The organism is Amycolatopsis sp. lyj-84 (assembly GCF_046549075.1).
GTDB lineage: Bacteria > Actinomycetota > Actinomycetes > Mycobacteriales > Pseudonocardiaceae > Amycolatopsis.
Genome location: NZ_JAJPWO010000002.1, coordinates 944428 through 965553, shown reverse-complemented (window position 1 = coordinate 965553; position 21126 = coordinate 944428). Strand labels below are relative to the sequence as shown.

Genomic DNA, 21126 nt, shown 5'->3' with positions numbered 1-21126 from the left:
GCTCAAGCCCTGAGATCGGCCACTCGCGACGCCCGGCTCTTCGGCGAATCCAAGCTGAAGCTCCGGGCGTCGCCCAGCCGGTCGCGGACGAATTCCTGGGTCGCCGCGACCGTGTCACGCAGCGCGGCGTCCTCGTCCCCGAACACCTTGTAGACGATCTTGTTCGTCTCGGTGTCGAACTCCCACAAGCCGGCGAAGCGCCCTCGATCGACGATCAGATGGCTCGGCGGATCCGCCTGCCCGCCCAGCGTCTCCCCCGCGCGGCCACCGGGCACCGGCCGTCCGGCGTCGGCGTCGTCGAGCAGCCTCGACATCTCCCGGTGCAGGAGGTGGATGCCGTCGACCCCGGCGAGCAGCGCGTACGACGGTTCCGGCGGCACGGTGAACGCGGCGAACTCGTCCGCGAGGTCCTTGGGCATCAGCAGATCGGTACCGTCGAGCGGCACGAGGTCCAGCTGTTCCACGGCCTTCTTGGCGTTCGCCGCGGTGAACCCGGAGAACCAGCGGAAGTGCTTGAGCGACGCGGGGGCCGCCCACGAGAAGTACCGCCTGGCCAGCTCGGCCTGCGCGGTGTCCATATCGGGCAGTCCGCCGCGCGGGGACGGCGTCCAGCGGACATAGCCGTAGCGCTGCTGGTCCAGCCGTCCGTTGACCGGGACCCGGCGGATCTCGCCGCGGACCTGGAGCAGGCCGAGCGCGAGCGGCAACGTCGTGGTGGTGCCGCGTTTGCGGCCCGCCTCGCCGAGATTGCGCACCGCGGGCCCGGCGGCGTCCTTGATCGCGGCCGGGTCGAGCGGTTCGGCCGACGCGTCGAGCAGGTCGGCGACGGTGACGCACAACTGCTCGATCTCGGCCTGCGTGACGCCGAGGTACTTCTCGGCGGCCGCGAGTTCACCCGCCGGTGCCCCGGCGCCGACGGTCAGGCCGAGTTCGAAATCCGCCGACGGAAGGATGTAGGTGCAGCCGCGAGCGGAGGGCAGTTCGTGGATGGCGAGCCGGGCGACGTCCGCGTCGATCGTCTCTCGATCGAGGCGGGCCCTGGCGAACAACCCGAGGTAGGGCGCCGAACCGCCGACCGAACGCATCCAGCCGGTTCGCTCCAGCACGTCGGCCGCCGAAGCCCCGTGCAGCGATCCGTCGAGACCTTGCCGATGTGCCCACCACGCGCGCAGCTTGTCGGTCGCCATGGCTCCCACGGTATGGGCATCACACGTCTTCGCGCAGCCTGGCACGATCGACAGGTGCGCAAGCGGTTCTCGGCAGGGTCCCCGATCGCGTCGACGGTGGTCACCGGCGACGACTTCGACGAGCTCGAGCACACTTTCCAGGCGTTCCTCGCGCCGGACACGGTCAAGCTGCACACCCCCGCGCCCACCGGCTCCTTCGACATTTCCCAGCTCAGCGGTCTGCGCGTCCCCGGGATCGACCCCTGCGGCCTCTCGGTCTACGAGCTGACGCTGGACTCCGACGTCATCCTGCAGGGTGAAGAGACCCCGGACGCGTACACCGTGGTCGTGACCCTCGGCGGCCGGAGCCAGGTCAAGATCGACGGCGAGATCATCCCGTCGCGACATGTCGTGACCGGTCCGGAAACGCCGTTCCAGACCAGGTACGACCATCCCGACATCCTGCTGCTCCGGATGGGCAAACAGCTGGTGGCGGACACGATGCGCGAACGGCTGGGCGAAGCGCCGACGTCGGCCCTGCACTTCGATCCGGCGATCGTCGAGACCTCGGGCATGAGCCAATGGCTCACCTTGCTCCACACTTTCGGCGAGACCGCCGCGTCCGGGCTGTTCGACCGGTCGCCGCTGGCCGCCTCCCATTTCGAGAAGCTGCTGCTGCACGGGTTGCTCGACACCCAGCCGCATTCGCGGTCCGGCGAACTCGCCGAAGAACGGCCCCGGCCGAGGTCGACGGCGGTCCGCCGCGCGATGACCTACTGCGAGGAGCACGCCGCCGAACCGGTCTCGATCGGCGAGCTGGCGATGGCCGCGCGGATCAGCGTCCGCGCGCTGCAGCAGGCGTTCCGCACCGAAGCCGGGATGACGCCGATGGAGTACCTGCGCCGAGTCCGGCTCGACAACGTGCACCAGGACCTGCTCGCGATCGCGCAGGGGCGCGCCGAAGGCACCGTCACCGACGTCGCGCTGCGATGGGGCTTCACGCATCTCGGCCGGTTTTCCGGTCTTTACCGCGACACCTACGGCAAACTTCCCTCGGAAACGGCACGACTCACGGCCTGAGGGAGACGGATGCTGGTCGAACTGGCCATCGGCGACGCGTACGGAGGCTCGTTCGAGCACGCGTACCCGAGCTTCGTCGCCGAGCACAACACGCTGGCCGGCTATGTACGCCATCCCGGCTATCTCGGCGTCCCGGCCGGTCGCTACACCGACGACACGCAGATGACGATCGCGATCGCCGAACTGCTCGTTTCGGGCCGTCGCTGGACGCCCCTGCTGCTCGCCGAGCAGTTCGTCCGCGCGTACCACCGCGATCCGCACGAGGGTTACGCGCCGCGGTTCCACCAGCTGCTGAGCGAAGTCCAGGACGGCGAAGAGCTGCTGCGACGGCTCCAGCCGCAGAGCGACAAGAGCGGGGCGGCGATGCGCGCCGGGCCGATCGGGGTCCTGCCGACCGTCGACGACGTCCTCTACCACGCGAAACTGCAGGCCAGGATCACGCACGACACCCCGGCCGGGATCGCGGCGGCGCAGGCGGCGGCGCTCGCCGTCCACTACTGCCACCACCGGCTCGGACCGACTGCCGAAGTCGCGCGATGGATCGACGGCATCCTTCCCGAGGACGTCGGGCACGGCGGCTGGGCGCTGCCTTGGTCGGGCAAGATCGGGCCGCAGGGCTGGATGAGCGTCCGCGCCGCGCTGACCGTGCTCGCCGGCGGTGGCGGGCTCGCCCGGATGCTCCACACCTGCGTCGCGTTCACCGGCGACGTCGACACCGCGGCGACCATCGCGCTGGCCGCTGCGTCCCGTTCGCCAGAGGTGGCGCAGGATCTTCCGCCGGTGCTGTGGCGCGATCTGGAGAACGGCGAGTTCGGCCGCGACTACCTCGCGGGACTCGACGAGCGGCTGCTGCACATCTGACGTAGGCGAACTCCACGGAACGCGGACGTGCCCGCGGGCCGGTTTCGGCAGACTGGGCCGGTGAAGTGGCTGATCAGGATCGGAGCGGTGGCCGGATGGCTCGCGGTGAGCGCTTCGCTCATCGTCGGCACGGCGAACCTCGAGCCCGATCACGGGGAACGCCCGATCGACGCGTTCGGGTTCGCCGTCGTCGCGCTCGCCTGTGCCGCACTCGCCGGTGTCCGGTGCCTGCCGGTGGCGACAGCGGGGACGGAAGCGTTTGCGCTCCTGCTCTACCTGGGGTTCGGCTATCCCGACGGTCCGGTGCTGTTCGCCGGTCTCGTACCGTTGTTCGCACTCGGGACCCTGCGTCCGCGAAGGCTCGCGTACGCCGTCGCGGGCGGCATGGCGGCGATGGTCGTCAGCGCGAACCTGGCCACCGGCGGTGCCGGAGTCATCGATCTGGTCTTCGTCGGCTGGGCAGGCGTAGCGGTCTTCGCGGCCGACGCGCTTCGAGGACGTCGTGAGCGGGCAGCGGCCGCGGAGCAGGCCGAACGCGATCGAGTCCTCGGCGAGCGGCTCCGGATCGCGCAGGATCTGCACGACAGCGTCGGCCACGCGATGGCCGTCATCAACGTCCAGTCGGGCATGGCCCGGCACGTGCTCGACGAGCATCCCGAAGTGGCGAAGGAAGCGCTCGAAGTCGTCCGCGTGGTCAGCGGCACGATCCTGGACGAGCTGAACGCCATGGTGCGGCTGCTGCGTGACTCCGCCCCGCTCCGGCCGTCACCGGGCCTGACGGATCTTCCCGCGCTGGTCGCTTCGACGAACCAGGCGGGCCTGGCCGTCACGCTGGAACTCGACGCTCCCGGGATCGGGCAGCCGGTCGGCGGCGCGGTGTACCGGATCGTCCAGGAGTCGCTCACGAACGCCGCGAAACACGGGGCGTCCAGTGCCGGCGTGACGGTGAAGGCGAGCGAGGACGGCTTGAGACTCGACGTGGTCAACGAGGTCCGCACGCCGGGCCCGGACAGTCCCGGTGCCGGGATCATGGGCATGGGTGAACGGGCCCAGGCGACCGGCGGCACGCTGACCGCGCGCCGTGAGGACGGGAGGTTCCGGGTGAGCGCGCGATGGCCGTGATCAGGGTGGTGCTCGCCGACGACCAGGTGCTCGTCCGGTCCGGTTTCGCGGCGTTGCTGCGGGTCGAGGCCGGAATCACCGTGGTGGGTGAGGCGGACGACGGCGACGCGGCGGTGGCCGTGGTCGCGGAAACCGTGCCGGACGTGGTGCTGATGGACGTCCGGATGCCCGGTCTCGACGGTATCGAGGCGACCCGCCGGATCGTGGCCGACGAACGGCTGTCCGGCGTCCGCGTGCTCATGCTGACCACCTTCGATCTGGACGAATACGTCTTCGACGCCTTGCGCGCGGGTGCCAGCGGGTTCCTGCTCAAACACACCAAACCCGGGGACCTCATCGAAGCCGTCCGCGTGGTCGCCGCGGGCGACGCGCTCCTCTCGCCGAGCGTGACGCGGCGGCTGATCGCGGAATTCACCGCGCGGCCGTCGCATCCGATGCCCCGGGCGGACGGTTCCGCGTTCACCGAACGGGAGCACGAGGTCGTCCAGCGGGTCGCGCAGGGGATGTCGAACGAAGAGATCGCGCGGGAGTTCGTGATCAGCGCGGCGACGGTCCGGACGCACGTCAGCCGCGCGATGGCCAAGGTGCACGCCCGCGATCGCGCGCAACTGGTGGTCTTCGCCTATCAGAGCGGGATGGTGCGCGCCTGACGTAGCCGTCGATCTCCACACCGTGACGACGACGCGACCCCGGCCCGCGGCCGACGCTGCACTCATGAAATTCACCGCGAAGGCGGCCTTGCTGGCCGCGACCCTTTCCCTGCTGGGCACCACGACGGCCGTCGCCACGGAACGACCGGCCCGCTGCGCCGAACAGCGGTTTTCGGTACAGGTGAACGGCGAACGGCAGACGATCGCGGGCGAGCTCTGCGTCCGCCGCGGGTTCACCGCCCGCACCCCACTGCAGGTGCTGCTGCACGGCGGCACCTACGACCGCGCGTACTGGGACTGGCCGTTCCAGTCCCGGCGATACTCCTATGTGGACAGTGCGACGCGGGCGGGCTACGCGACGCTGAACCTCGACAGGCTCGGCTACGGCCGCAGCAGCCGCCCGGATCCGGAGACACTCGACTTCGCCACCGGCGGGGAGGCCGTCCACCAGGTCGTCCGGCAGCTGCGGCCGCGGTTCCGCACGATCATCCTCAATGGACATTCGATGGGCGGGCTCGTCGCGGAACGGGCCGCCGAACGGGGCGGGGTCGACGCCGTGATCGTCAGCGGCATCCCGCGCGACAGGCCCGGTGCGCGGGCCAAAGCCGCGTCGCCGTTCTATCCCGCCGAGCTGGACCCGAAGTTCGCCGGGAAACCGTGGGCTCCCGGCTACTTCACGACGCGCCCCGGCTCTCGCGCGCAGACGTTCCACTACCCCGGCACGTACGACCCGGCGATCATTCCCGTCGAAGAAGCACTGAAGGACACGTTGGCGTCAGCCGAACTCCGCTCCGTGGGACCCGACGCCGCGAAGCGATCGGCACCGAAGGTCCCGACGGCGTACGTGCTCGGCGAGCACGACACCCTGGTCTGCGGAAACGGCGACTGCGGCGCCGACAAGATCGTGCGCGGCAGCGGCCACTCGATCAACACCAGCCTCGCCGCGCGGAGCTTCTACCGGTGGACCTTCGACTGGCTCGCGTCGAAAGTTAGGGTTGCCTAACCTTCGTCGAACCGGTGAAATGATCACATGAAGTCCTTGACGCCGGTTCGCGAGGCCGCCGACCATTTCGGGCTGGCGATCTCGACCCTGCACTACTGGGAGCGCCGTGGCCTGATCACCGCCTTCCGCCGCTCTGGCCAGCGGTTCTACGACGACGACCAGCTGTACCGCATCGCCCTCATCAAGCATTGGCGCCAGATCGGCAGGCTGGGCCTGAGCAGGATCACCGAGCTGCTCGCCGAGCAGCACCGCTGGCGGGAGGTGGTGGCGGGCCAGCTCGCCGAGATCGAACGGGAGCGTGCGCGGCTCGACACCGCGCACGACTACCTGGTCGAACTTCTCACCTGTCGTCGAGAGGGGAGCCTGGAGGACTGCCCCTGGTTCCGCGACCGGGTCCCCCTGCCCGCCCACGCGGCCGCGAGCTGAGGCCCGGCATCGTCACCGCCGCGACCACGGCCGCGGCCGCGAGGCAGGCGGCGGACGCGAGGAACGCGGCGGTGTAGCCGTGCACCAGCGCCTCGTCCCTCGGTGAGCCGGTCTGCCAGGCCGCGGTCACCGCCGCCGCGAGCGCGGTCAACGCGGCGAGGCCGATCGCGCCGCTGGTCTGCCGGACGGTGTTCAGCAGGCCGGCGGCCAGGCCGTTCTGCCGTTCCGGCACCCCGCTGGTGGCGGCCACGGTGATCGGCGTGAAGGCCGCGGCCGTCCCGAACCCGAAGACCATCCCCGGCAGCAGCACGGAAACGACGTACGAAGCGTGCGCACCGGTCAGCGCGGCGACACCGGCGAAGCCCGCCGCGCCGATCGCGCAGTACAACGCCGTCGCGCGCCGGGGCCCCAGCCGAACCGACAACCCGCCCGCCGTCCTTGCGCCGGCGAACATCGCGACCCCCACCGGCAGGTAGGCCAGTCCGGCCTGCAGCGGCGAGTAACCGTGGACGTCCTGCAGGTACAGCGAAAGCAGGATCGGGCTGGCGAGGAAACCCAGCCCCAGCAGGAAGATCACCACGTTCCCGCTACTGACCGAACGCAGCCGGAAGATCCCGAGCGCGACCAGCGGTTCGTTCGCCCACCGATGCTGGTGCACCAGGAAGACGCCGAGCAGGACGAGCCCGCCGACCATCGGAAGGACCCAGCCGTCGGCTGAAGAACGCATCACCGCGTAGACCACACCGACGAGTCCCGCCGTCGACAGAACCGCGCCGACGACGTCCAGCCTGCCGCGAGGACGGCTTCGGTCCCGCAGCGGCAACACCGCTCCGGCGGCGAGCACGGCCACCACACCGATCGGGACACTGACGAAGAACACCCAGCGCCAGCCCGCCCACTGGGTGAGCAACCCGCCGATCACCGGCCCCGCCGCGGCACCGGCCGCGCCCACCGCGCTCCACGTGCCCAGCGCCCGCGCGCGACGGGCGGGTTCGGTGAACATGGTGGTCAGCAAGGACAACGTCACCGGCATCAGCAGCGCGCCGCCGAACCCCTGCACCGTTCTGGCGACCAGCAGCGTTTCCGGCGAACCGGCAAGCCCGGCGGCGAGCCGCGCGACGGTGAACAGGCTCATCCCGAGCACGAACATCCGCCGTACCCCGAATTCGTCGCACAACCGGCCGCCCAGCAACAGGAAACCGGCGAACGCGAGCGTGTACGCGTTCACCACCCAGGCCAGCGCGCCGGACGAGAACCCGAGGCCGAACCGGATCGCGGGCAGGGCGACGGAAACGATCGTCGCGTCCAGGATGACCACGAACGAACCCGCGCAGGCCAGCGCGAGCACGGTGCCTTCACCCGGACGACGCGTCATGACGGCTCTCCGTTCGAGCCCGGTGCGACCCAGCGATCCATCGGCACCGCGTACAGCGATTCCATCGTGGACAACCAGCGCAGTCGTGCCAGCGCTCGCTTGTCGGACCCGGTCGCCGGGAGTTTTGCCTGAGCCAGCAGCAGATCGATCAGTTCCGCGGTCATCGCGTCACCCGGCGCCCTTCCGCGACGGCGATGAGATCCTTGACCCCCAAGGGAATCCCCTGCACCGGCCCGCGATCCACCCCGAGTCCGCCGGCGACGGCCAACGCGCGCTCCGTCAATTCGACGCTGGTCACTTCTCCCCGGCGCAACGCCTGCCCGGCTTCGAGCATCGAGCCGCCGTGTTCTCTCCGCACCACAGCCCCTCCAGTCCGGCGGCGCCGGACTGGCGCCGCCGAAACCAGGGTGCAAACTGAAGCGCGGTTGAGTGCAAGCCCGCTCTACCAGGAAGGGTTGTACCGCAGGCCTTGCTCGTAGTACTGATCGTCGGTTTCCGCCGGTTCGGACTGTTCCGCTGGCCCTGCCGGTTCGGCCGAACGATCCTTGAGCACCACGTTCTCCGTGCCCGCCGGCGTCCGGGGCGGCGCCGGTGGAACCGGTTCCGCGGTCTGCTGGAACGACGGAGTGAACCCGAGCCGCCAGCGAAGCCTGTCGGTGATGTAGCCGGCGTTGCCGATCGGCGCCATCAGTTCCGCGCTGCGCTTCGCGGATCCTTGCTGCGCTTCCTGATAGGTCCGCATCACGGCGTCCGCGATCTCGGCGGGCGAGAGCCGCGACGCGGCTTCACTCACTCTGAGCCGGGTCATCACGCCGTCGGTGTTGACCGAAACGGAAACGGCACCGTCCGGTGAGGACGCGTCCACCGACAGGGTGGCCAGCGCCTCGAGCATCGCTTCCCGGTCGTTGGCCGGTTTTTTGGGCGCCGGTTTGTCAGCCACGATCCTCCGTCACTCTTCCGGGAGCGGAGACAGCTCCATCGGCGGCTGCTGGACCCTGCCGTCGTTCGAGATGTCGACGTTCCTGTCCCGGACCCGCTTTTCCGTTCCCTTGTCGGTGTTCTCCGTTTCGAAGTTGCCGGGATCGAAGGTCTCGCCAGGGCTGACATCCGGCGGCTCGGGAATGACCGGCAGGTTGTTGATCTCGACGTTGATCTTCGAGATCAGCGATTCCGTCGCGCGGAACATGCCTTCCCGGATGCCGACCACGCCGTCGTGGAAGCTGTTGTAGATGGTTTCGGGGCTGTCCCCGACGATGTCGGCCTGCACGGTGGCCGCGGTGGCGAGTCCGGCACCGGCCGCGGCGCCCGCGACCTGGACTCCGTTCGCGGTGGTGAAGAACGCCGCCGCGGTGAGCCCGCCGGCCGGCGGCACGGCCGCCACGAGCAAAGCGGTGACAGCGGCGGCGAAAGTCGCCGCAAGTGCCTTGGACAAAGCGGATTCGTCTTGCCGTTCCTTGTCGTCGAGGTACTTTTCCGCGGCGGTCAGGAAGGAAGCGGCAAGATTGCTCAGGTCGGCGCGCGCGGTCGCGATGGCGTCCCGCGCGGCCACGATGTCGGCCTCCAGCACGGTGAGTTTGGTGCCGACCCTGGCGTAGGTGTTCACCAAGCCCTGGATGTAGCTCTTGGCGCTCTCGGCCCCTTCGCCGCGCCATTTGAGAAGCAGGACCAGAGACCGGTCGAGCGGCGCTTTCGTGTCCTGGAAAGCATTCCAAAGACCTTCATAGGCCTCGATCATGGTCTGCAGGCTGTTCTCGGCTCCGACGAGCTCCGCGTCGGAGAACTCGAGGAAGAAGTCGCGGACCTGTTCCTTTCGCCCGCCGCTGAGATCCGCGTCCATGCCCAACCAGGGTTGCTGGAAAAGGAAGTCCACCGCCGCGAGGGCCTTTTCGGCCCCCGTGGTGAGGTCGTCGGAGATCCCCTCGAGGAGTTTGGCGTTGCCGTCACTCTCGGAGGCGGTCTCCGCGTCGAGTGCGTTGAAGTATCCGTCCATCCCCGCCGCTACCCCTGTTCCCCGTAAGCCGCGCGGTTCATCCGCTGCTTGTTGTCCTCTTCGACGGATTCGTACAGTTCGGCGACCCGCTGCAGCGCTTGGCTGGCGTCCTGCGTGCTGCGGTGCAGTCGCGCGAGCATCTTCTCGACGGCCTGGCGGTGTTCCTCGTAGGCAGCCGAAACCCCGCGCATGCCCAAGGTCTTCCCGAAGGCGGTGTTCGGCGCGAAGATCCCGGGGAGAAGGCCGCCGGTCACCGGGTCCGGAGCCGGCACGTCCTGCCCTCTCACCCCATCGTGAGTGGCGCTGGCCAAATCGGCCGCCTTCGCCAGTTCCTTGCTCGACGCCCTGAGATCGTCGAGGTCGGTTTCGAAACCGATCATGATTTCACCTCGCTGTCCGGAATTCCATCCCTCATGTAAGCAGCGTTGACTTGGCTGGGCGCCGGGTTCGCGGACATCGTCTTCGTGACGCGGCTCACGTGCGAGAGGGACGGATCGCTCCGTACGACGAAAGGCCAGGCGCGAGGAAATTCCTCGAACCTGGCCTTCGTGGTGTCCACAATGGAGTGGAGCTGAGGGGAATCGAACCCCTGACCCCTGCCTTGCAAAGGAGGGAACCCGGACCGCGCGCCACCTGCGGATCGCTAACCTGCAGGTCAGAGAGTTCGACTCCCTGTTGTTCCCCGTCGACACCCGTGGGCAACCTTCACAACGGGCACGCAGGGGGCACGCGAGGGACACAGACGGCTGAAACAGGCGGGGGGCGTATTAGGGGCCACCCCCTCCTGGTTCAGCCGTAGTTACTGCTGTGACATAGAAAAAGAGTGGGAAGAACTACAGGCCAACCCCTGTCACTCCGCTGTCACTCCTATCTGCGCAGGTCAGAGGGGGTGGGGTGACAGAGTGACAGGGGTGACAGGTTCGACATGCCCCCGCTGTCACTCTGCAGGGCGTCGAGGGCGACAACACCCCCGACAACCCGCGACGTGCTCATCAGCAGTGACCTTGAACACAAGCCACTCTGCAGCCGATTGAACCTTTGAAGTGTCCCATTAGCTGCAAAATTGCTGATCAGCCATTAGAGTCGGCCACGGGCAAGTGCTTATAGCGCATCGATAAACGATACGCAACCCCTGTGGACAGAGTCGACTTGTCCACAGGGCGGGGGGAGGCCGAGGTGACGCGGACCCTGTTTTCGTCCTAGCGTTGTCTTCATGCCCACGCCGCGTACACCACTACACGCGTTCATCGATGAGTCTGGCCAGCGCTCCCGTAGTGCTCAGTCAAGCGATCACTTCATCATGAGCGCGGTCATCGTGGCGGATGAGGATCTCCCCGAGTGCGCGACGCTGCTCAGTCAGCTTCGCGCTGACCTATCTCGCCGCCCCGGCGACCACCTGACGTGGAAGAACCTCAAGCAGCACTCACACCGGCTTCATGTTGCGAAGTCGCTCGGTGCGCAACCGTGGTTGACCATCTCAAGCGTCGTTGTCTGTAAGAGGCATCTCCAGCTCACGCCGACCCTGAACGATGATCAGAGCTACCTCTACACGCTACGTTTCCTGCTCGAACGACTGTCGTGGTTTGCCCGAGACCACAGACGAACCCTTGAGTACACCATGGCGCACATCGTGCGTTTTCAGACTTCCAAGCTGCGCGAATATGAGAACAAGCTCAGAGGCTCCTACGATTGCAAGATTGAGTGGTCGCACCTAGATCCGCGCGGTGGACGGTTCAACCAGCCGCAGAGCCTTGAAACCCTCCAACTGGCGGACCTGGCCGCGTCGGCAACAGCAGCGGCTTTCAACCCTGACAAGTACGGAAACACCGAGGAGCGCTACCTCAAGGAGTTCAGTCAGCGCCTCTACCGAAGAGCCGGTGGCCACCTGCCCTCATACGGGCTCAAGATGCACCCTTGGCAAGCAACTACAAAGGCCGCGTACCCGTGGGTCGCGGCCTTGTAGAGGCGTGTCAGCCGCCTTATGCCGCTCTACAGCGGGTGCCAATGTTTCCATCAGCAGACGACCACCCACGCACCGATAGGCTACCTCGTACGTGTTGCGCGGATGCAACGATCGTGGGCCAGTTCACTCATTGAGAGCAAGTTTCCGCAGGTCAAGCCCAGTGCAGGCTACTCCATAGGGTTGCAGTGAGCTATCTATCGCTGATCCGAATGGTCCTATGATTTGCCGTGTCATAGGAGCTATCACCGACTCTGTCGACAGAGGTCAACACTGCCGCCCGACTGGGCGACTGGGTTGGAAACCGGTAGCGAACTAGCGATGCCGGCATTGCCGTTTCCGCAGGTCGCGCCCCCTGGGCGCCCGCACGACCCTCGCTGCATAATCGAACACATGTCCGATCCGGCGCGCGCGTCGTCCCCCCACGCGCCCTACCTGCACACGGTCGACCCGAACCGGCCAGTGTGGGTTGACCTGCGTCGCGCCTTCCCTGTGGGGACCCCGAAAGCCTCCCTGCCGGAGGGCCTTGACCTCACGGGCATGGTGCCCGGCCTGCTGAGCGCCTGGGCCGCGACCACTACCGGCCACTGGGTGGGCTGGGTGTCGTTCACACTGGGCCTCCCTGGAGCAGGCGGCACTCCTCAGAGACAGTGGATCTTGTCGGAGGCCCTACAACCGCGCCCCGAGTCCGCGAGAGGCGTTCTCGGGGCTTCACGCTAGGCCCAACCCTCCTTGCCGCGAATCAGCCGTGACATGCCCTGTGCCTGGCGCCCCTCGACTGGCAGGGAGGCGTCTACTTCCCCATCACCGTTGTCAATGTCTTCTAGATCGTAGCGATATTCGCCAGCACGCAGCGACTTTGCGCGCATTAGACCAAACTTTTTTCGCGCAGCCTCTTCTTGCGGATTCCAATAGTTGTCGTCCGCTGTTGTCTGTCCCGAATGTTTCCGGTAGAGAACGCTAGGTTCGGCGATAAACTCGCCAGGCGTTACCGCTTCCGCGGCAAGCAAGGTACTAACCGTCTCAGCTCCAGTAATGGCAGTCCATCCCCCAAGCGCCCATATAAGCTCGGTATGCACAGCAAACGTGGTTGCTTGAACAGAAAGCCTGTCTTCTTCTTGCTCACGATAGAACCGCTCGCTATCTACAGGGCCACCGGGCGGATCATAAGGACCCGGCGCCGTCTCGCCTCCGGGAAGAAGGTCCAGCGCAGCCGATACGCACCACGCGACCCGGCGCAGCGTTTCGATATCACGCTTCAGGGCTCCCGGCAGAAATAGGTCATCGGCGTCTAGATTTCGAACAACGATGCCTTCCGCTTGCGCAAGTGCCATATTGCGAGTCACGGCAGCACGTCCCGCCAAGCCGCTGCCAAATCTAATCCGCGTGTCGTCAGCGGGAAGTTCACGCATGGGAACGCCAGTGCTGCCATCCTCCTGTACGCACCACTCCCAAGCCCAACCATCTGGCATTTCTTGAGCACACAATGATTCGTAAGCCTCGCGCAAGTAGTGATGTCCGCCGTTGAATACGGGAGTAACCACTGAAATAAGGCGTGGGGTTGCCATAGTCATCCTCACCATTTCCGCAGTACGGTAACATACTCCAATAGCGCACGATCGCCCGGTATGAGCAGTTGTCCAACGTCTACTACTCGACCCGCCGTATCGTACGTTAACTTCCTAATGGCGAGCACTGGCACACTAAACGGAATGTCGTACAAGCCAGACTCTTCCTCTGTTGGCATACGCGCCGTAACTTGGTCTACGATCTTTTCGACCTCAACCCCTGCAGTGAACAACTGGTGTTGCGTACCACCCGGCCAAGGCTCATTGCTTGAGTCCAGCAGGGGCGGATGGTCCTTTACAAGGTGATACGGAATATAAGAGATCATCCGACTATAGCCCTCGCCTTCTTGATATTGGCGAAGATATGTCCGACGCAGGACGTATTCCCCCGATTCTAACCCGAGAATTTCGGTTATATCATCGGGAGGCGACACGACCTCATAAGTCACTCGATCGTCATTCACTGACTTAATGTCAACATTAGCGTCGCGCTCCGCGGACCCCCTGCGGCGGCGCACCTCTTCGGGCTCCCGAACTAGATCCTTCTCTTCTTGGTAGGCAGTGTTCGAGCGCGTCAGATGCTTCGGCGTAACTCGGACACGCACAGGTCCACCGCGACCGCCCGTGAGCACACCCTCCCCCTTGAGGGTCTGGATAGCCGCTGAGACCACGTTCTTCCCCACTCCGAAGCGCTCTCGAAGCGCTTCGTTAGTCGGCAGCGTTGCCCCCTGTGGCAGCTCACCGTCACGGATGGCCGCCCGGAGCTGCTCGGCCACGCTCTTTGCGTCCACTCGTTCCATGTCTCCATCCTCCCACAGCTTCCCTGGTTACGAAAACCATCCCGGGATAGTTCTTGACATCCTAGGCGACACCCGGCAGAGTCGTTCGTGTCATACCGGGATGGACAAAGTATCCCGGGATAGTCGAGAGGGAGAACGACATGGCGAAGCGCACGGTTCCCGGTTTGAAGCTGGGTGGCGGCAGCAGGTGGAAGTGGGTCGTCGGGGCTGTCGTGGTGCTCGTTCTGGTGTTCGTCGTGAAGGCGCCGATCGAGTCGGCCGCGTTCGGCAAGTCCCTGATCTGGGCCGCCGACACCGCTGTGACCAGCGTCGTGACGTTCTTCCGCAGCTTCTGAGGCGTTCGCCTTCCTTCCCTGATGGTTCGACACTTTGGAGATCCGATGAGCACCATGCGCAACACCTGGTACCCCACTCCCCCGGCCACGTTCCCGCAGGTCAGCGACGACGCCGCGGTCGAGGGTTTCTACCCGGATGGTCTGACCGAATCCGCGATCGACGCGCTGCTCGAAGAGGTCGACCGGGAGCTGGCGGCCGATGAGCACGCCGCTTCCGCGGCGTTCCTTTACGACTTCACCGACCAGCGCCGGGCGGGACGTGCCCGCCGTCGCGCTGGCCGTGAGGCGCTGCGGTCGCTGCCCGTTCGTCTGCCGGTGTCGGCCCCGGCCGAGAACGAGGCCGCGTGATGAGCGTCGACACGGTCACCGAACTGAGCATTCCGGGTGAGTCGGTCCGGTACGTGGTCGAGTCGTTCGGCTACCTGCACACCGACGCGGCCCCGGCCGCGGATCTGGTGCTGGACGTGCGGCACAGCCTGAAAGACCCGCACGTGTCGCCGGAGCTGCGGACGCTGACCGGCCTGGACACCAAGGTGTGGCTGAACGTCATGATCCAGCCCGGAGCCCGTGACCTGGTCGCCGGTCTGACCGCGTCGGCTCTGGCGCTCCGCCCGAGTGCTGACGCTCGTGGGGAGCTGGTCCGGATCGCGATCGGCTGCCAGGGCGGCCGCCACCGTTCCGTGGTTCTCGCGGCTGCTATCGCGGAGGCGCTGTTCGCCGCCGGGAACGGGGTGGCCGTGGTGCATACGCACCTGGCCCGCCCGGTCGTGGACCGGTGAAGGGCGTGGCTCCCATGACTCGGAACTCCACTATTCGCGGGCTGGCCCTGTTCGCCGCCTTGCAAGCCACGTTCGCCGATGTGCACCCGGTTTGTGATCAGTGGTTGCAGTCCTCCGCCGACGCGATGGGCAAGGGGATGCCGGGCCGGGCAGGCGCGAAGCATTGTGCTCGCCACGTCGGTACCTACACCGCTGGTCAGGCCGCCGCCGCCCTCGCTGTCACGCGTGTTCTTGGGTTCCGCGTGCCCATGCCGGCATTCCTGGCGGGGGTCGCGATCAACACAGCGACGCACTACGTGATCGACCGTCGGGAACCGCTCAAGAGGGCGGCTCGCCGTTTGGGTAAAGGTGGCTACCTCGATCGCGCCACGGTGCAGCGGTGCGAAGGCGTGGTGGACCAGGGCGGGCCGGGTACGGCGCTGATGGAGCTGGACCAGTCCGCGCACCGCCTGTTCGGTGTTCTCGCCTCGCTCACCACGACGTGGCTGGCGATGAGAACGGAGCGCCGTCGATGACTCGCCTACTGATCACTTGCCCCGACGCGGCGGCCCACTCCGCCAAGAACGCGCCGACCGCGCCGGGTCCCGACCAGCCAGCAAAGGACTCGAAGGGGAATCCGATGGTAGAGGAAGAGACCCGCGCGTACGCCGCCCGAACGCGTGAGCGCGCCATGCGGCAGCTCAACGCGGGGCTGGACGCCGTGAACGAGTGGGTGAACCTGATCCGCCAGTGCACGGAGATGCGCACGGACTCGTTCAAGGATGAGGACCTGGTTGCCGACCGGTCGTACCAGGAGGCGCTGGGACGGTTCGCGCAAATGTCCGCCGCGGTCGCGTGGTTCAACGAACGCGGCCCCGTCATCGAAGCCGGTGAAGTCCTGTGAGCGCCGCGCGGACCATCGTCCACATTCCGTGCGGTGACACGGTTCTGGTCGCCGAAGCCCGCGGTGTCCGGGAGGGTCTGCCCTGGTTTGGGTGGGACGAGGCCCCGGCCGGGCTGGCCACGCCGTCGCAGCTGCGGGAGGCCGGGTTGTCCCGCGCTGGGCTGGACCCGGTGGCGCTGCTGGTGTTCCGGCACCGCAAACCGTACGCCCGGGAAACCGTGGCGGAGCTGTTCTCCGTCGACCAGGCCGCCCGGCGGCCGGAGCCGTCGCAGGCACAGCAGGTCTCCCGGCTGCAGAACCTCAAGCACGCGATGCGTGCCCGCCGCACCTGCGTCGACTGCACCGAAGAACAGGACTACTGCGTGCCGACCAGCACCCGGCAGTGCTGGCGCTGCCTGCAAATCGAGATGGCCAACAACGTGGAGGTGGCGGCATGACCGGCCCGGAGCACTACCGCGAAGCGGAAGACCTGATCGCAAGGGCCGAGGACGGTAACCGGTCTTTCGAGTATCACCAGCAGCTGATGAACCTGGCTCAGGTGCACGCGACGCTGGCGCTGGCCGCCGCCACTGCGATGGCCGGACGGATCAACAACAGCTACACGCACGGCCTCACTACCGGCATGTCCCTCGCCAACGTGAACGCGTGGGACGTCGTGGCGGGTGAGCAGTCGTGACCACATTCGACGTGTTGGAGACGCGCGGGACCGGGGCTCTGCTGCGGTTCGTGGGGGCGGTGGCGCTGTTCGCGGTGCTGCAGCTGATGCGGATTCCGCTGGGCCTGCTGCTGCAGGTCATCACCGGAGTGATGAGCCGTGTCGATCGCTATGCGGTGACGCAAGTGTCACGGTCACCGCGCGGTCCGATCAATCACTTCGCTTGCACATCAACAGGACGGGAGGTCCGGCCATGACGACACAGCAGCAGAACGAGCGGACCCGCACCGACGCCGCGGTGGCCTGGACGGTCGGGCATGCCGGGGAGCTGGCCGGGATCACCGTGCCCGCCGTCGCCGGAGTGCTGGTGTGGCCATGGCTGGCCACCGTCTCCGGGATGGTCGCCCTCTGGTGGGCGGTCAACGAGGTCCGGGACCACCGGACGCGGGTGGAGCTGCAGAACAAGGTGGCGCCCCGGCAGATCGAGACCGGGCCGCAGGGAAATGCCGGCAGTGCGGATGAGCGGGAGGTTCGGGCATGAGCACGTGGAGGGAACAGCAGCGCGCGGACCGGATCACGGACCGGGAACAGGCGCGCCTCGACGCGACCGCCCAGTCGGAGCGGCGCATGGCGGAGCGCGCGGCACTCGCCGCTCAGCAGCGCGAGGACGCCGCCGCACTGGTGGCGCAGCGAACCGCGGCTCAGGCCGCGCGGCAGGCGAAGCGCGCGGCCCGGTGGGCGGCGCTGGCGGGCTGGCTCGCCACGCACCGGGTGGACGGGCCGATCTACCTGCTGGGTGTGGCGGCCGCGGTGCTGGCGGTGCCCGCGATGGCCCGGCACGGTGTCGAGGTCTACGGCAGTGCGCTGGGTGTGGTGCTCCCGGTGATCAGCGAACTGGGGATGTGGGCGTTCGCGGTCGCGGTGCAGCTGGCGCGGCAGACCCCGGGCCGTCCGGTGTGGGCGCTGCAGGCCGGGATCTGGGTGTTCGCCGGATACGGGTTCGCCCTCAACCTGATGGACGGTCTCCGTCACGGCTGGTCCGCCGGTCTGCTGATGGGGCTCGTTTCGATCGCTGGTGTCATCGCCCATCAGCTCGCAGTGGCGGCCCCGCGGCGGACGGCGGTGGAGAAGGCCGCGGCGAAGCTGGAGCGGCAGGCGCTCGCGAAGACGATGAAGATCCGGGCCGCGGCGATCCGGCACGCGGTCGGCGAGATCGACCACACCGGAACCGCAACCCTGGTGTTCGCCCCGGGACGGTACGAGATCAGCCGCCGCGGCCGCCTCACCGAAGTTCCGGTCAGTCTCGCGGACGAGGTGTCGCGGTGGCTCGCGCAGCAGGATCGGCCCTCGATCACCCGGGGTGCGGACTCCGATGGTTCGGGTGCGGTCGCGGTGCTCGATCAGCCCGTTGAGCAGCGGGAATCGACCCCGCGACGGCGCACGATCCGGGCGCCGAAGACCCGCACGGACGAGGAACTCGAAGCCGAATTCCTCGCGCTGGTCAAGGCCGGGGACCTCAACCCGACCTCGGCGGAGTCGATCCGCAAGACCCTCAAGTGCGCGCCGCAGAAGGCCCGCAAGCTGCGTGACCAGTTCAAGGGAGACGCCAAGTGAACCCGAACGAGACCACGGAGTCGGCGGAGCTGGCGACCGTGCACCACCTGCCCACCATCGACGGCGGGGTGATCGAGGGCGAGTTCATCACCGAGGAGGAGTACCAGCGCCTCACCTCGCAGAAGGCGCAAGCGCTGGCGCGCTACCAGGGATACCGCAACGACGTGGTGACCGTGGCCCGCGTGACCCGCGACGTGGTCAAGCACGAACGCACCAAGGCCGCGGTCCGGCACACGGTGTGGTTCCCGCTGGCGGGGGTGAAGGTCACCGCGGCCCGGTGGCGCGACACGCACGGCGCGAACCGCTATGAGCGCCAGATGCGCGCGGCCGAAGCCGCCGGGGAGCAGGAGAAGCTGCAGTACTGGCAGGAGGCTGACGTGGCGGAGAAGCAGCGCCGCCACGACCGCACGATGGACTGGCTGCAGGCGCCGGGGAAGCTGCTCAAGGCGGGCGCGCAGGGTGTTCTGGCGCTGGCCGGGCTGCTGCTGGCGCTCGGGATCATCCTCGCGGTCAAGAACAAAGACATCGCGGACGTCATCGGCCCGATCAAGGCTGTGCTGGACGCGATCGCATTCACGGTCTGGTTCCTGACCGCCTACGGCGCGCTGCTGGCCGGTGCCATCGGTGTCGGCACCTACCTGTGGCTCTACCGGGTGGGCCGGGAGCATGGCGACACCCCGACGTGGCTGTCCACTCCGGACACCGAGACGAACACGATGGACCAGCTCCCGGACGAGAACACCATCGTCAACGCGTTGAAGAACCTCAACATCCGCGGTTTCAACCAGGCGCTCAAGGAAGGGTGGCGGATCAAGTTCCGCACGCCGCCCGTCATCGACGGCAAGGGCTGGCGCGTCCAGCTCGATCTTCCCCCGGCCTGCCCGGTGGAGGAGATCGTGCGCCGCAAGACCACGCTGGCGCACAACCTGGTCCGCTACCCGCGCGAGGTGTGGCCCACGGAGCCGATGCCGTCGGTGCTGGATCTGTGGGTGGCGAAGCCGGGCGCGCTGTCCGGGCCGGTCGACCCGTGGCCGCCACTGTCCGATCTGGACACTGGCAGCGTCGACTACTTCACCGGGGTGCCGGTCGCGGTCACGCTCAAGGGCGACGTGGTGCGCGGACGGCTGTTCGAGGCGAACTACGTGTTCGGCGGCATGATGGGGTCGGGCAAGTCCACCATGGCCATCAACCTGGTGCTGGGCGCGATGCTCGATCCGCTGGTAGAAATCGACGTCGTGGTCATGGCGGAGAACGCCGACTACGACCCGATGAAACCGCGGCTGCGGTCGCTGACCACCGGTGCCGGTGACGACACCGTCGACACCTGTCTCGGGCTGCTGTGCGAGCTGTACGACGATCTGTCGGTGCGGGGCAAGGCGCTCAAGGAACACGGCACCGAACGGGCCGTGACCAGGGAACTGGCCGAAAAGGATGCTCGGCTCCGCCCCCGTGTCGTGGTGATCGACGAGTGCCAGAACCTGTTCATGGGCAAGGACGGCAAGACCGCGATCGAGGTCGCGTCGAAGCTGATGAGCACCGCCCGCAAGTACGCCATCACCCTGATCTTCCTGACTCCGGAACCGTCGAAGGACGCGCTCCCGCGCAAGATCATCACGGTGGCCAGCAACAAGGCGTGCTTCGCGATCGGTGACCAGCTCGGCAACGACGCGGTGCTGGGCACCGGCTCGTACAAGGCCGGGATCTCCGCTGTGGGCCTGATTCCGAAGACCGACGAGGGCCCTGGGGACGTCGGGACTTGCATGGCGCGGGGCTTCACCGCCCTGCCTGGCCTGCTGCGCAGCTTCTACGTGTCCCCGGCCGACGCGCACAAGGTCACCAAACGCGCGCTGGAACTGCGCGACCGGGCCGCGCTCCCGGCTGCTACCGCGCCGGAACCGGCCGCGGTGGTCGACCACCTGGCGAACATCGCGGCCGTGCTCGGCAGCGAACCGCGGCTGCGCACCCAGGAGGTCCTGCAGCGGCTCACGGAGATCGACCGCGGCACCTACCAGGGCTGGAATTTCAGCGACCTGCAGGAAGCCCTGCCGGAGTCGGCGAAGCCGTACAAGAGCAGCGGCGTCATGCAGGTGTCCGCCGCCCGCGTCCGCGAAGCCATCACCGAACGTGACGAACACGGTGACGACGAGACCGAGGGAGACGAGTAAGGGAGCCGTCGAAAACCGGGGAGTTCTCCCTCACCGCCTCCCCGGCACCACCTCCCTCGACTGACCAGCCCCGATCCACCTGAGGGAGGCCGGGGAGGCACCCCGCCCACCCGGCCAATCACCCACCGAAAACCCCGCTTCACGCACCGCGACACGGCTCCCTCCCTGGACGCCGTGACGGCACCCTCATGCCAAAAACGCTCACCCACCGTCACTGACGAGAGGAACTCCGAGATGGCACGCACCGACGAGACCGTCGACCTGGAGTTGCTGGCGGCCGCCTACCACGAGGCCGGGCACGCCGTGCTCCACAAGCTGTCCGGCGGCACCGTGCAGCACGTCAAGGTCACCAGCAGCCGCGCCTACACCCGCACCGCCGAAGACCGCCCGGACGCAGACAACCCGTTGCCGTACCTGGTCATGGTCATGGCCGGGCACGCCGCCGAAGCCCGCTTCTACCAGCGAAACGGCGTCGGGAGCTGGAAAGCCGACAGTATGGCCGCCGCTCAGGCAGGCGGAGATCGCGCCAACTTCCGGCGCCACGCCAGCGGCACCGGCATCTCCCAGAGCAAGGCCCTGAGCGAGGCGAAAAAGCAGGTGCGGCGCCACTGGGGACGCATCGAACGGGTCGCGCAAGCACTCGCCACCACCGGCCGCGTATCCGGCTCGCAGGTCTGAAACCCAATCCGCGACA

General features: G+C 67.4%; 28 protein-coding genes. 19 read left to right on the top strand and 9 right to left on the bottom strand.

Annotated elements, in window-relative coordinates; all coding sequences use genetic code 11:
• Positions 1–2: 2 nt before the first annotated feature.
• On the bottom strand, positions 3–1187 hold the full coding sequence (locus ACLJRM_RS09640; RefSeq protein WP_410662808.1) for a DNA glycosylase AlkZ-like family protein: 1185 nt from the start codon (positions 1185–1187) through the stop codon (positions 3–5).
• Between the two features lie 54 nt (positions 1188–1241).
• Here ACLJRM_RS09640 and ACLJRM_RS09635 point away from each other — a divergent pair, with 54 nt between their 5' ends.
• The 6 genes from ACLJRM_RS09635 to ACLJRM_RS09610 all read left to right on the top strand — a co-directional run bounded on the left by ACLJRM_RS09635 (position 1242) and on the right by ACLJRM_RS09610 (position 6308).
• Positions 1242–2246 (top strand): AraC family transcriptional regulator, encoded by a 1005-nt coding sequence (locus ACLJRM_RS09635; RefSeq protein WP_410662807.1) that lies wholly within the window; start codon positions 1242–1244, stop codon positions 2244–2246.
• A gap of 9 nt (positions 2247–2255) precedes the next feature.
• Positions 2256–3107: an ADP-ribosylglycohydrolase family protein gene (locus ACLJRM_RS09630; RefSeq protein ID WP_410662806.1), complete on the top strand. Its 852-nt coding sequence runs from the start codon at positions 2256–2258 to the stop codon at positions 3105–3107.
• A 60-nt stretch (positions 3108–3167) separates the two neighbouring features.
• Positions 3168–4229, top strand: a complete 1062-nt coding sequence (locus ACLJRM_RS09625) for a sensor histidine kinase (protein ID WP_410662805.1) — start codon at positions 3168–3170, stop codon at positions 4227–4229.
• Positions 4220–4879: a response regulator gene (locus ACLJRM_RS09620; RefSeq protein ID WP_410662804.1), complete on the top strand. Its 660-nt coding sequence runs from the start codon at positions 4220–4222 to the stop codon at positions 4877–4879. The genes ACLJRM_RS09625 and ACLJRM_RS09620 overlap by 10 nt, the downstream gene beginning before the upstream one ends.
• 64 nt (positions 4880–4943) lie before the next feature.
• The gene (locus ACLJRM_RS09615; protein ID WP_101611592.1) at positions 4944–5882 is read left to right on the top strand and encodes an alpha/beta hydrolase; all 939 of its coding nucleotides are present in this window, start codon (positions 4944–4946) and stop codon (positions 5880–5882) included.
• 27 nt (positions 5883–5909) lie between these two features.
• Positions 5910–6308 carry a MerR family transcriptional regulator gene (locus ACLJRM_RS09610; RefSeq protein WP_101611591.1) on the top strand — a complete coding sequence of 133 codons (399 nt, stop codon included), beginning with the start codon at positions 5910–5912 and terminating at the stop codon, positions 6306–6308.
• Here ACLJRM_RS09610 and ACLJRM_RS09605 read toward each other — a convergent pair.
• The 6 genes from ACLJRM_RS09605 to ACLJRM_RS09580 form a co-directional block, all read right to left on the bottom strand.
• A complete protein-coding gene (locus ACLJRM_RS09605) occupies positions 6223–7683 on the bottom strand; it encodes a DHA2 family efflux MFS transporter permease subunit (protein WP_410662803.1) in 1461 nt (486 codons plus the stop codon). The two genes, ACLJRM_RS09610 and ACLJRM_RS09605, sit on opposite strands and share 86 nt — an antisense overlap.
• Complete coding sequence (locus ACLJRM_RS09600; RefSeq protein ID WP_410662802.1) at positions 7680–7847, bottom strand: hypothetical protein; 168 nt, start codon at positions 7845–7847, stop codon at positions 7680–7682. The genes ACLJRM_RS09605 and ACLJRM_RS09600 overlap by 4 nt, the downstream gene beginning before the upstream one ends.
• On the bottom strand, positions 7844–8041 hold the full coding sequence (locus ACLJRM_RS09595) for a hypothetical protein (protein ID WP_410662801.1): 198 nt from the start codon (positions 8039–8041) through the stop codon (positions 7844–7846). The genes ACLJRM_RS09600 and ACLJRM_RS09595 overlap by 4 nt, the downstream gene beginning before the upstream one ends.
• 84 nt (positions 8042–8125) lie before the next feature.
• Complete coding sequence (locus ACLJRM_RS09590; protein WP_410662800.1) at positions 8126–8623, bottom strand: YbaB/EbfC family nucleoid-associated protein; 498 nt, start codon at positions 8621–8623, stop codon at positions 8126–8128.
• A 9-nt stretch (positions 8624–8632) separates the two neighbouring features.
• Positions 8633–9673: a hypothetical protein gene (locus tag ACLJRM_RS09585; RefSeq protein ID WP_410662799.1), complete on the bottom strand. Its 1041-nt coding sequence runs from the start codon at positions 9671–9673 to the stop codon at positions 8633–8635.
• Positions 9674–9681: 8 nt separating this feature from the next.
• Positions 9682–10053, bottom strand: a complete 372-nt coding sequence (locus tag ACLJRM_RS09580) for a hypothetical protein (RefSeq protein WP_101611588.1) — start codon at positions 10051–10053, stop codon at positions 9682–9684.
• Positions 10054–10886: 833 nt separating this feature from the next.
• On the opposite strand from ACLJRM_RS09580, the gene ACLJRM_RS09575 reads away from it, so the two are divergent.
• The gene (locus ACLJRM_RS09575) at positions 10887–11636 is read left to right on the top strand and encodes a DUF3800 domain-containing protein (protein WP_410662798.1); all 750 of its coding nucleotides are present in this window, start codon (positions 10887–10889) and stop codon (positions 11634–11636) included.
• A gap of 713 nt (positions 11637–12349) precedes the next feature.
• Here the strand turns inward: ACLJRM_RS09575 and ACLJRM_RS09570 are convergent.
• Both ACLJRM_RS09570 and ACLJRM_RS09565 read right to left on the bottom strand, forming a co-directional pair.
• The gene (locus ACLJRM_RS09570) at positions 12350–13201 is read right to left on the bottom strand and encodes a glycosyltransferase (protein ID WP_410662797.1); all 852 of its coding nucleotides are present in this window, start codon (positions 13199–13201) and stop codon (positions 12350–12352) included.
• 8 nt (positions 13202–13209) lie between these two features.
• Complete coding sequence (locus ACLJRM_RS09565; protein ID WP_410662796.1) at positions 13210–14001, bottom strand: GntR family transcriptional regulator; 792 nt, start codon at positions 13999–14001, stop codon at positions 13210–13212.
• Between the two features lie 140 nt (positions 14002–14141).
• Here ACLJRM_RS09565 and ACLJRM_RS09560 point away from each other — a divergent pair, with 140 nt between their 5' ends.
• The 12 genes from ACLJRM_RS09560 to ACLJRM_RS09505 all read left to right on the top strand — a co-directional run bounded on the left by ACLJRM_RS09560 (position 14142) and on the right by ACLJRM_RS09505 (position 21110).
• The gene (locus ACLJRM_RS09560; protein ID WP_410662795.1) at positions 14142–14336 is read left to right on the top strand and encodes a hypothetical protein; all 195 of its coding nucleotides are present in this window, start codon (positions 14142–14144) and stop codon (positions 14334–14336) included.
• A gap of 45 nt (positions 14337–14381) precedes the next feature.
• Positions 14382–14684 (top strand): hypothetical protein, encoded by a 303-nt coding sequence (locus ACLJRM_RS09555; protein WP_410662794.1) that lies wholly within the window; start codon positions 14382–14384, stop codon positions 14682–14684.
• The gene (locus ACLJRM_RS09550; RefSeq protein ID WP_410662793.1) at positions 14684–15115 is read left to right on the top strand and encodes an ATPase; all 432 of its coding nucleotides are present in this window, start codon (positions 14684–14686) and stop codon (positions 15113–15115) included. The genes ACLJRM_RS09555 and ACLJRM_RS09550 overlap by 1 nt, the downstream gene beginning before the upstream one ends.
• 5 nt (positions 15116–15120) lie before the next feature.
• A complete protein-coding gene (locus ACLJRM_RS09545; RefSeq protein WP_410662792.1) occupies positions 15121–15630 on the top strand; it encodes a hypothetical protein in 510 nt (169 codons plus the stop codon).
• 104 nt (positions 15631–15734) lie between these two features.
• Entirely contained in the window at positions 15735–15998 is a 264-nt protein-coding gene (locus ACLJRM_RS09540; protein ID WP_410662791.1) for a hypothetical protein, read from the top strand.
• On the top strand, positions 15995–16435 hold the full coding sequence (locus tag ACLJRM_RS09535; protein ID WP_410662790.1) for an RRQRL motif-containing zinc-binding protein: 441 nt from the start codon (positions 15995–15997) through the stop codon (positions 16433–16435). The genes ACLJRM_RS09540 and ACLJRM_RS09535 overlap by 4 nt, the downstream gene beginning before the upstream one ends.
• Entirely contained in the window at positions 16432–16674 is a 243-nt protein-coding gene (locus ACLJRM_RS09530) for a hypothetical protein (protein WP_410662789.1), read from the top strand. Before ACLJRM_RS09535 ends, ACLJRM_RS09530 begins: the two co-directional genes overlap by 4 nt.
• A complete protein-coding gene (locus ACLJRM_RS09525) occupies positions 16671–16910 on the top strand; it encodes a hypothetical protein (protein ID WP_410662788.1) in 240 nt (79 codons plus the stop codon). The genes ACLJRM_RS09530 and ACLJRM_RS09525 overlap by 4 nt, the downstream gene beginning before the upstream one ends.
• On the top strand, positions 16907–17194 hold the full coding sequence (locus ACLJRM_RS09520; protein ID WP_410662787.1) for a hypothetical protein: 288 nt from the start codon (positions 16907–16909) through the stop codon (positions 17192–17194). The genes ACLJRM_RS09525 and ACLJRM_RS09520 overlap by 4 nt, the downstream gene beginning before the upstream one ends.
• Positions 17191–18267: a hypothetical protein gene (locus ACLJRM_RS09515; protein WP_410662786.1), complete on the top strand. Its 1077-nt coding sequence runs from the start codon at positions 17191–17193 to the stop codon at positions 18265–18267. The genes ACLJRM_RS09520 and ACLJRM_RS09515 overlap by 4 nt, the downstream gene beginning before the upstream one ends.
• Entirely contained in the window at positions 18264–20432 is a 2169-nt protein-coding gene (locus ACLJRM_RS09510; RefSeq protein WP_410662785.1) for a zonular occludens toxin domain-containing protein, read from the top strand. Before ACLJRM_RS09515 ends, ACLJRM_RS09510 begins: the two co-directional genes overlap by 4 nt.
• Before the next feature lie 234 nt (positions 20433–20666).
• Entirely contained in the window at positions 20667–21110 is a 444-nt protein-coding gene (locus ACLJRM_RS09505) for a hypothetical protein (protein WP_410662784.1), read from the top strand.
• Positions 21111–21126: the final 16 nt, after the last annotated feature.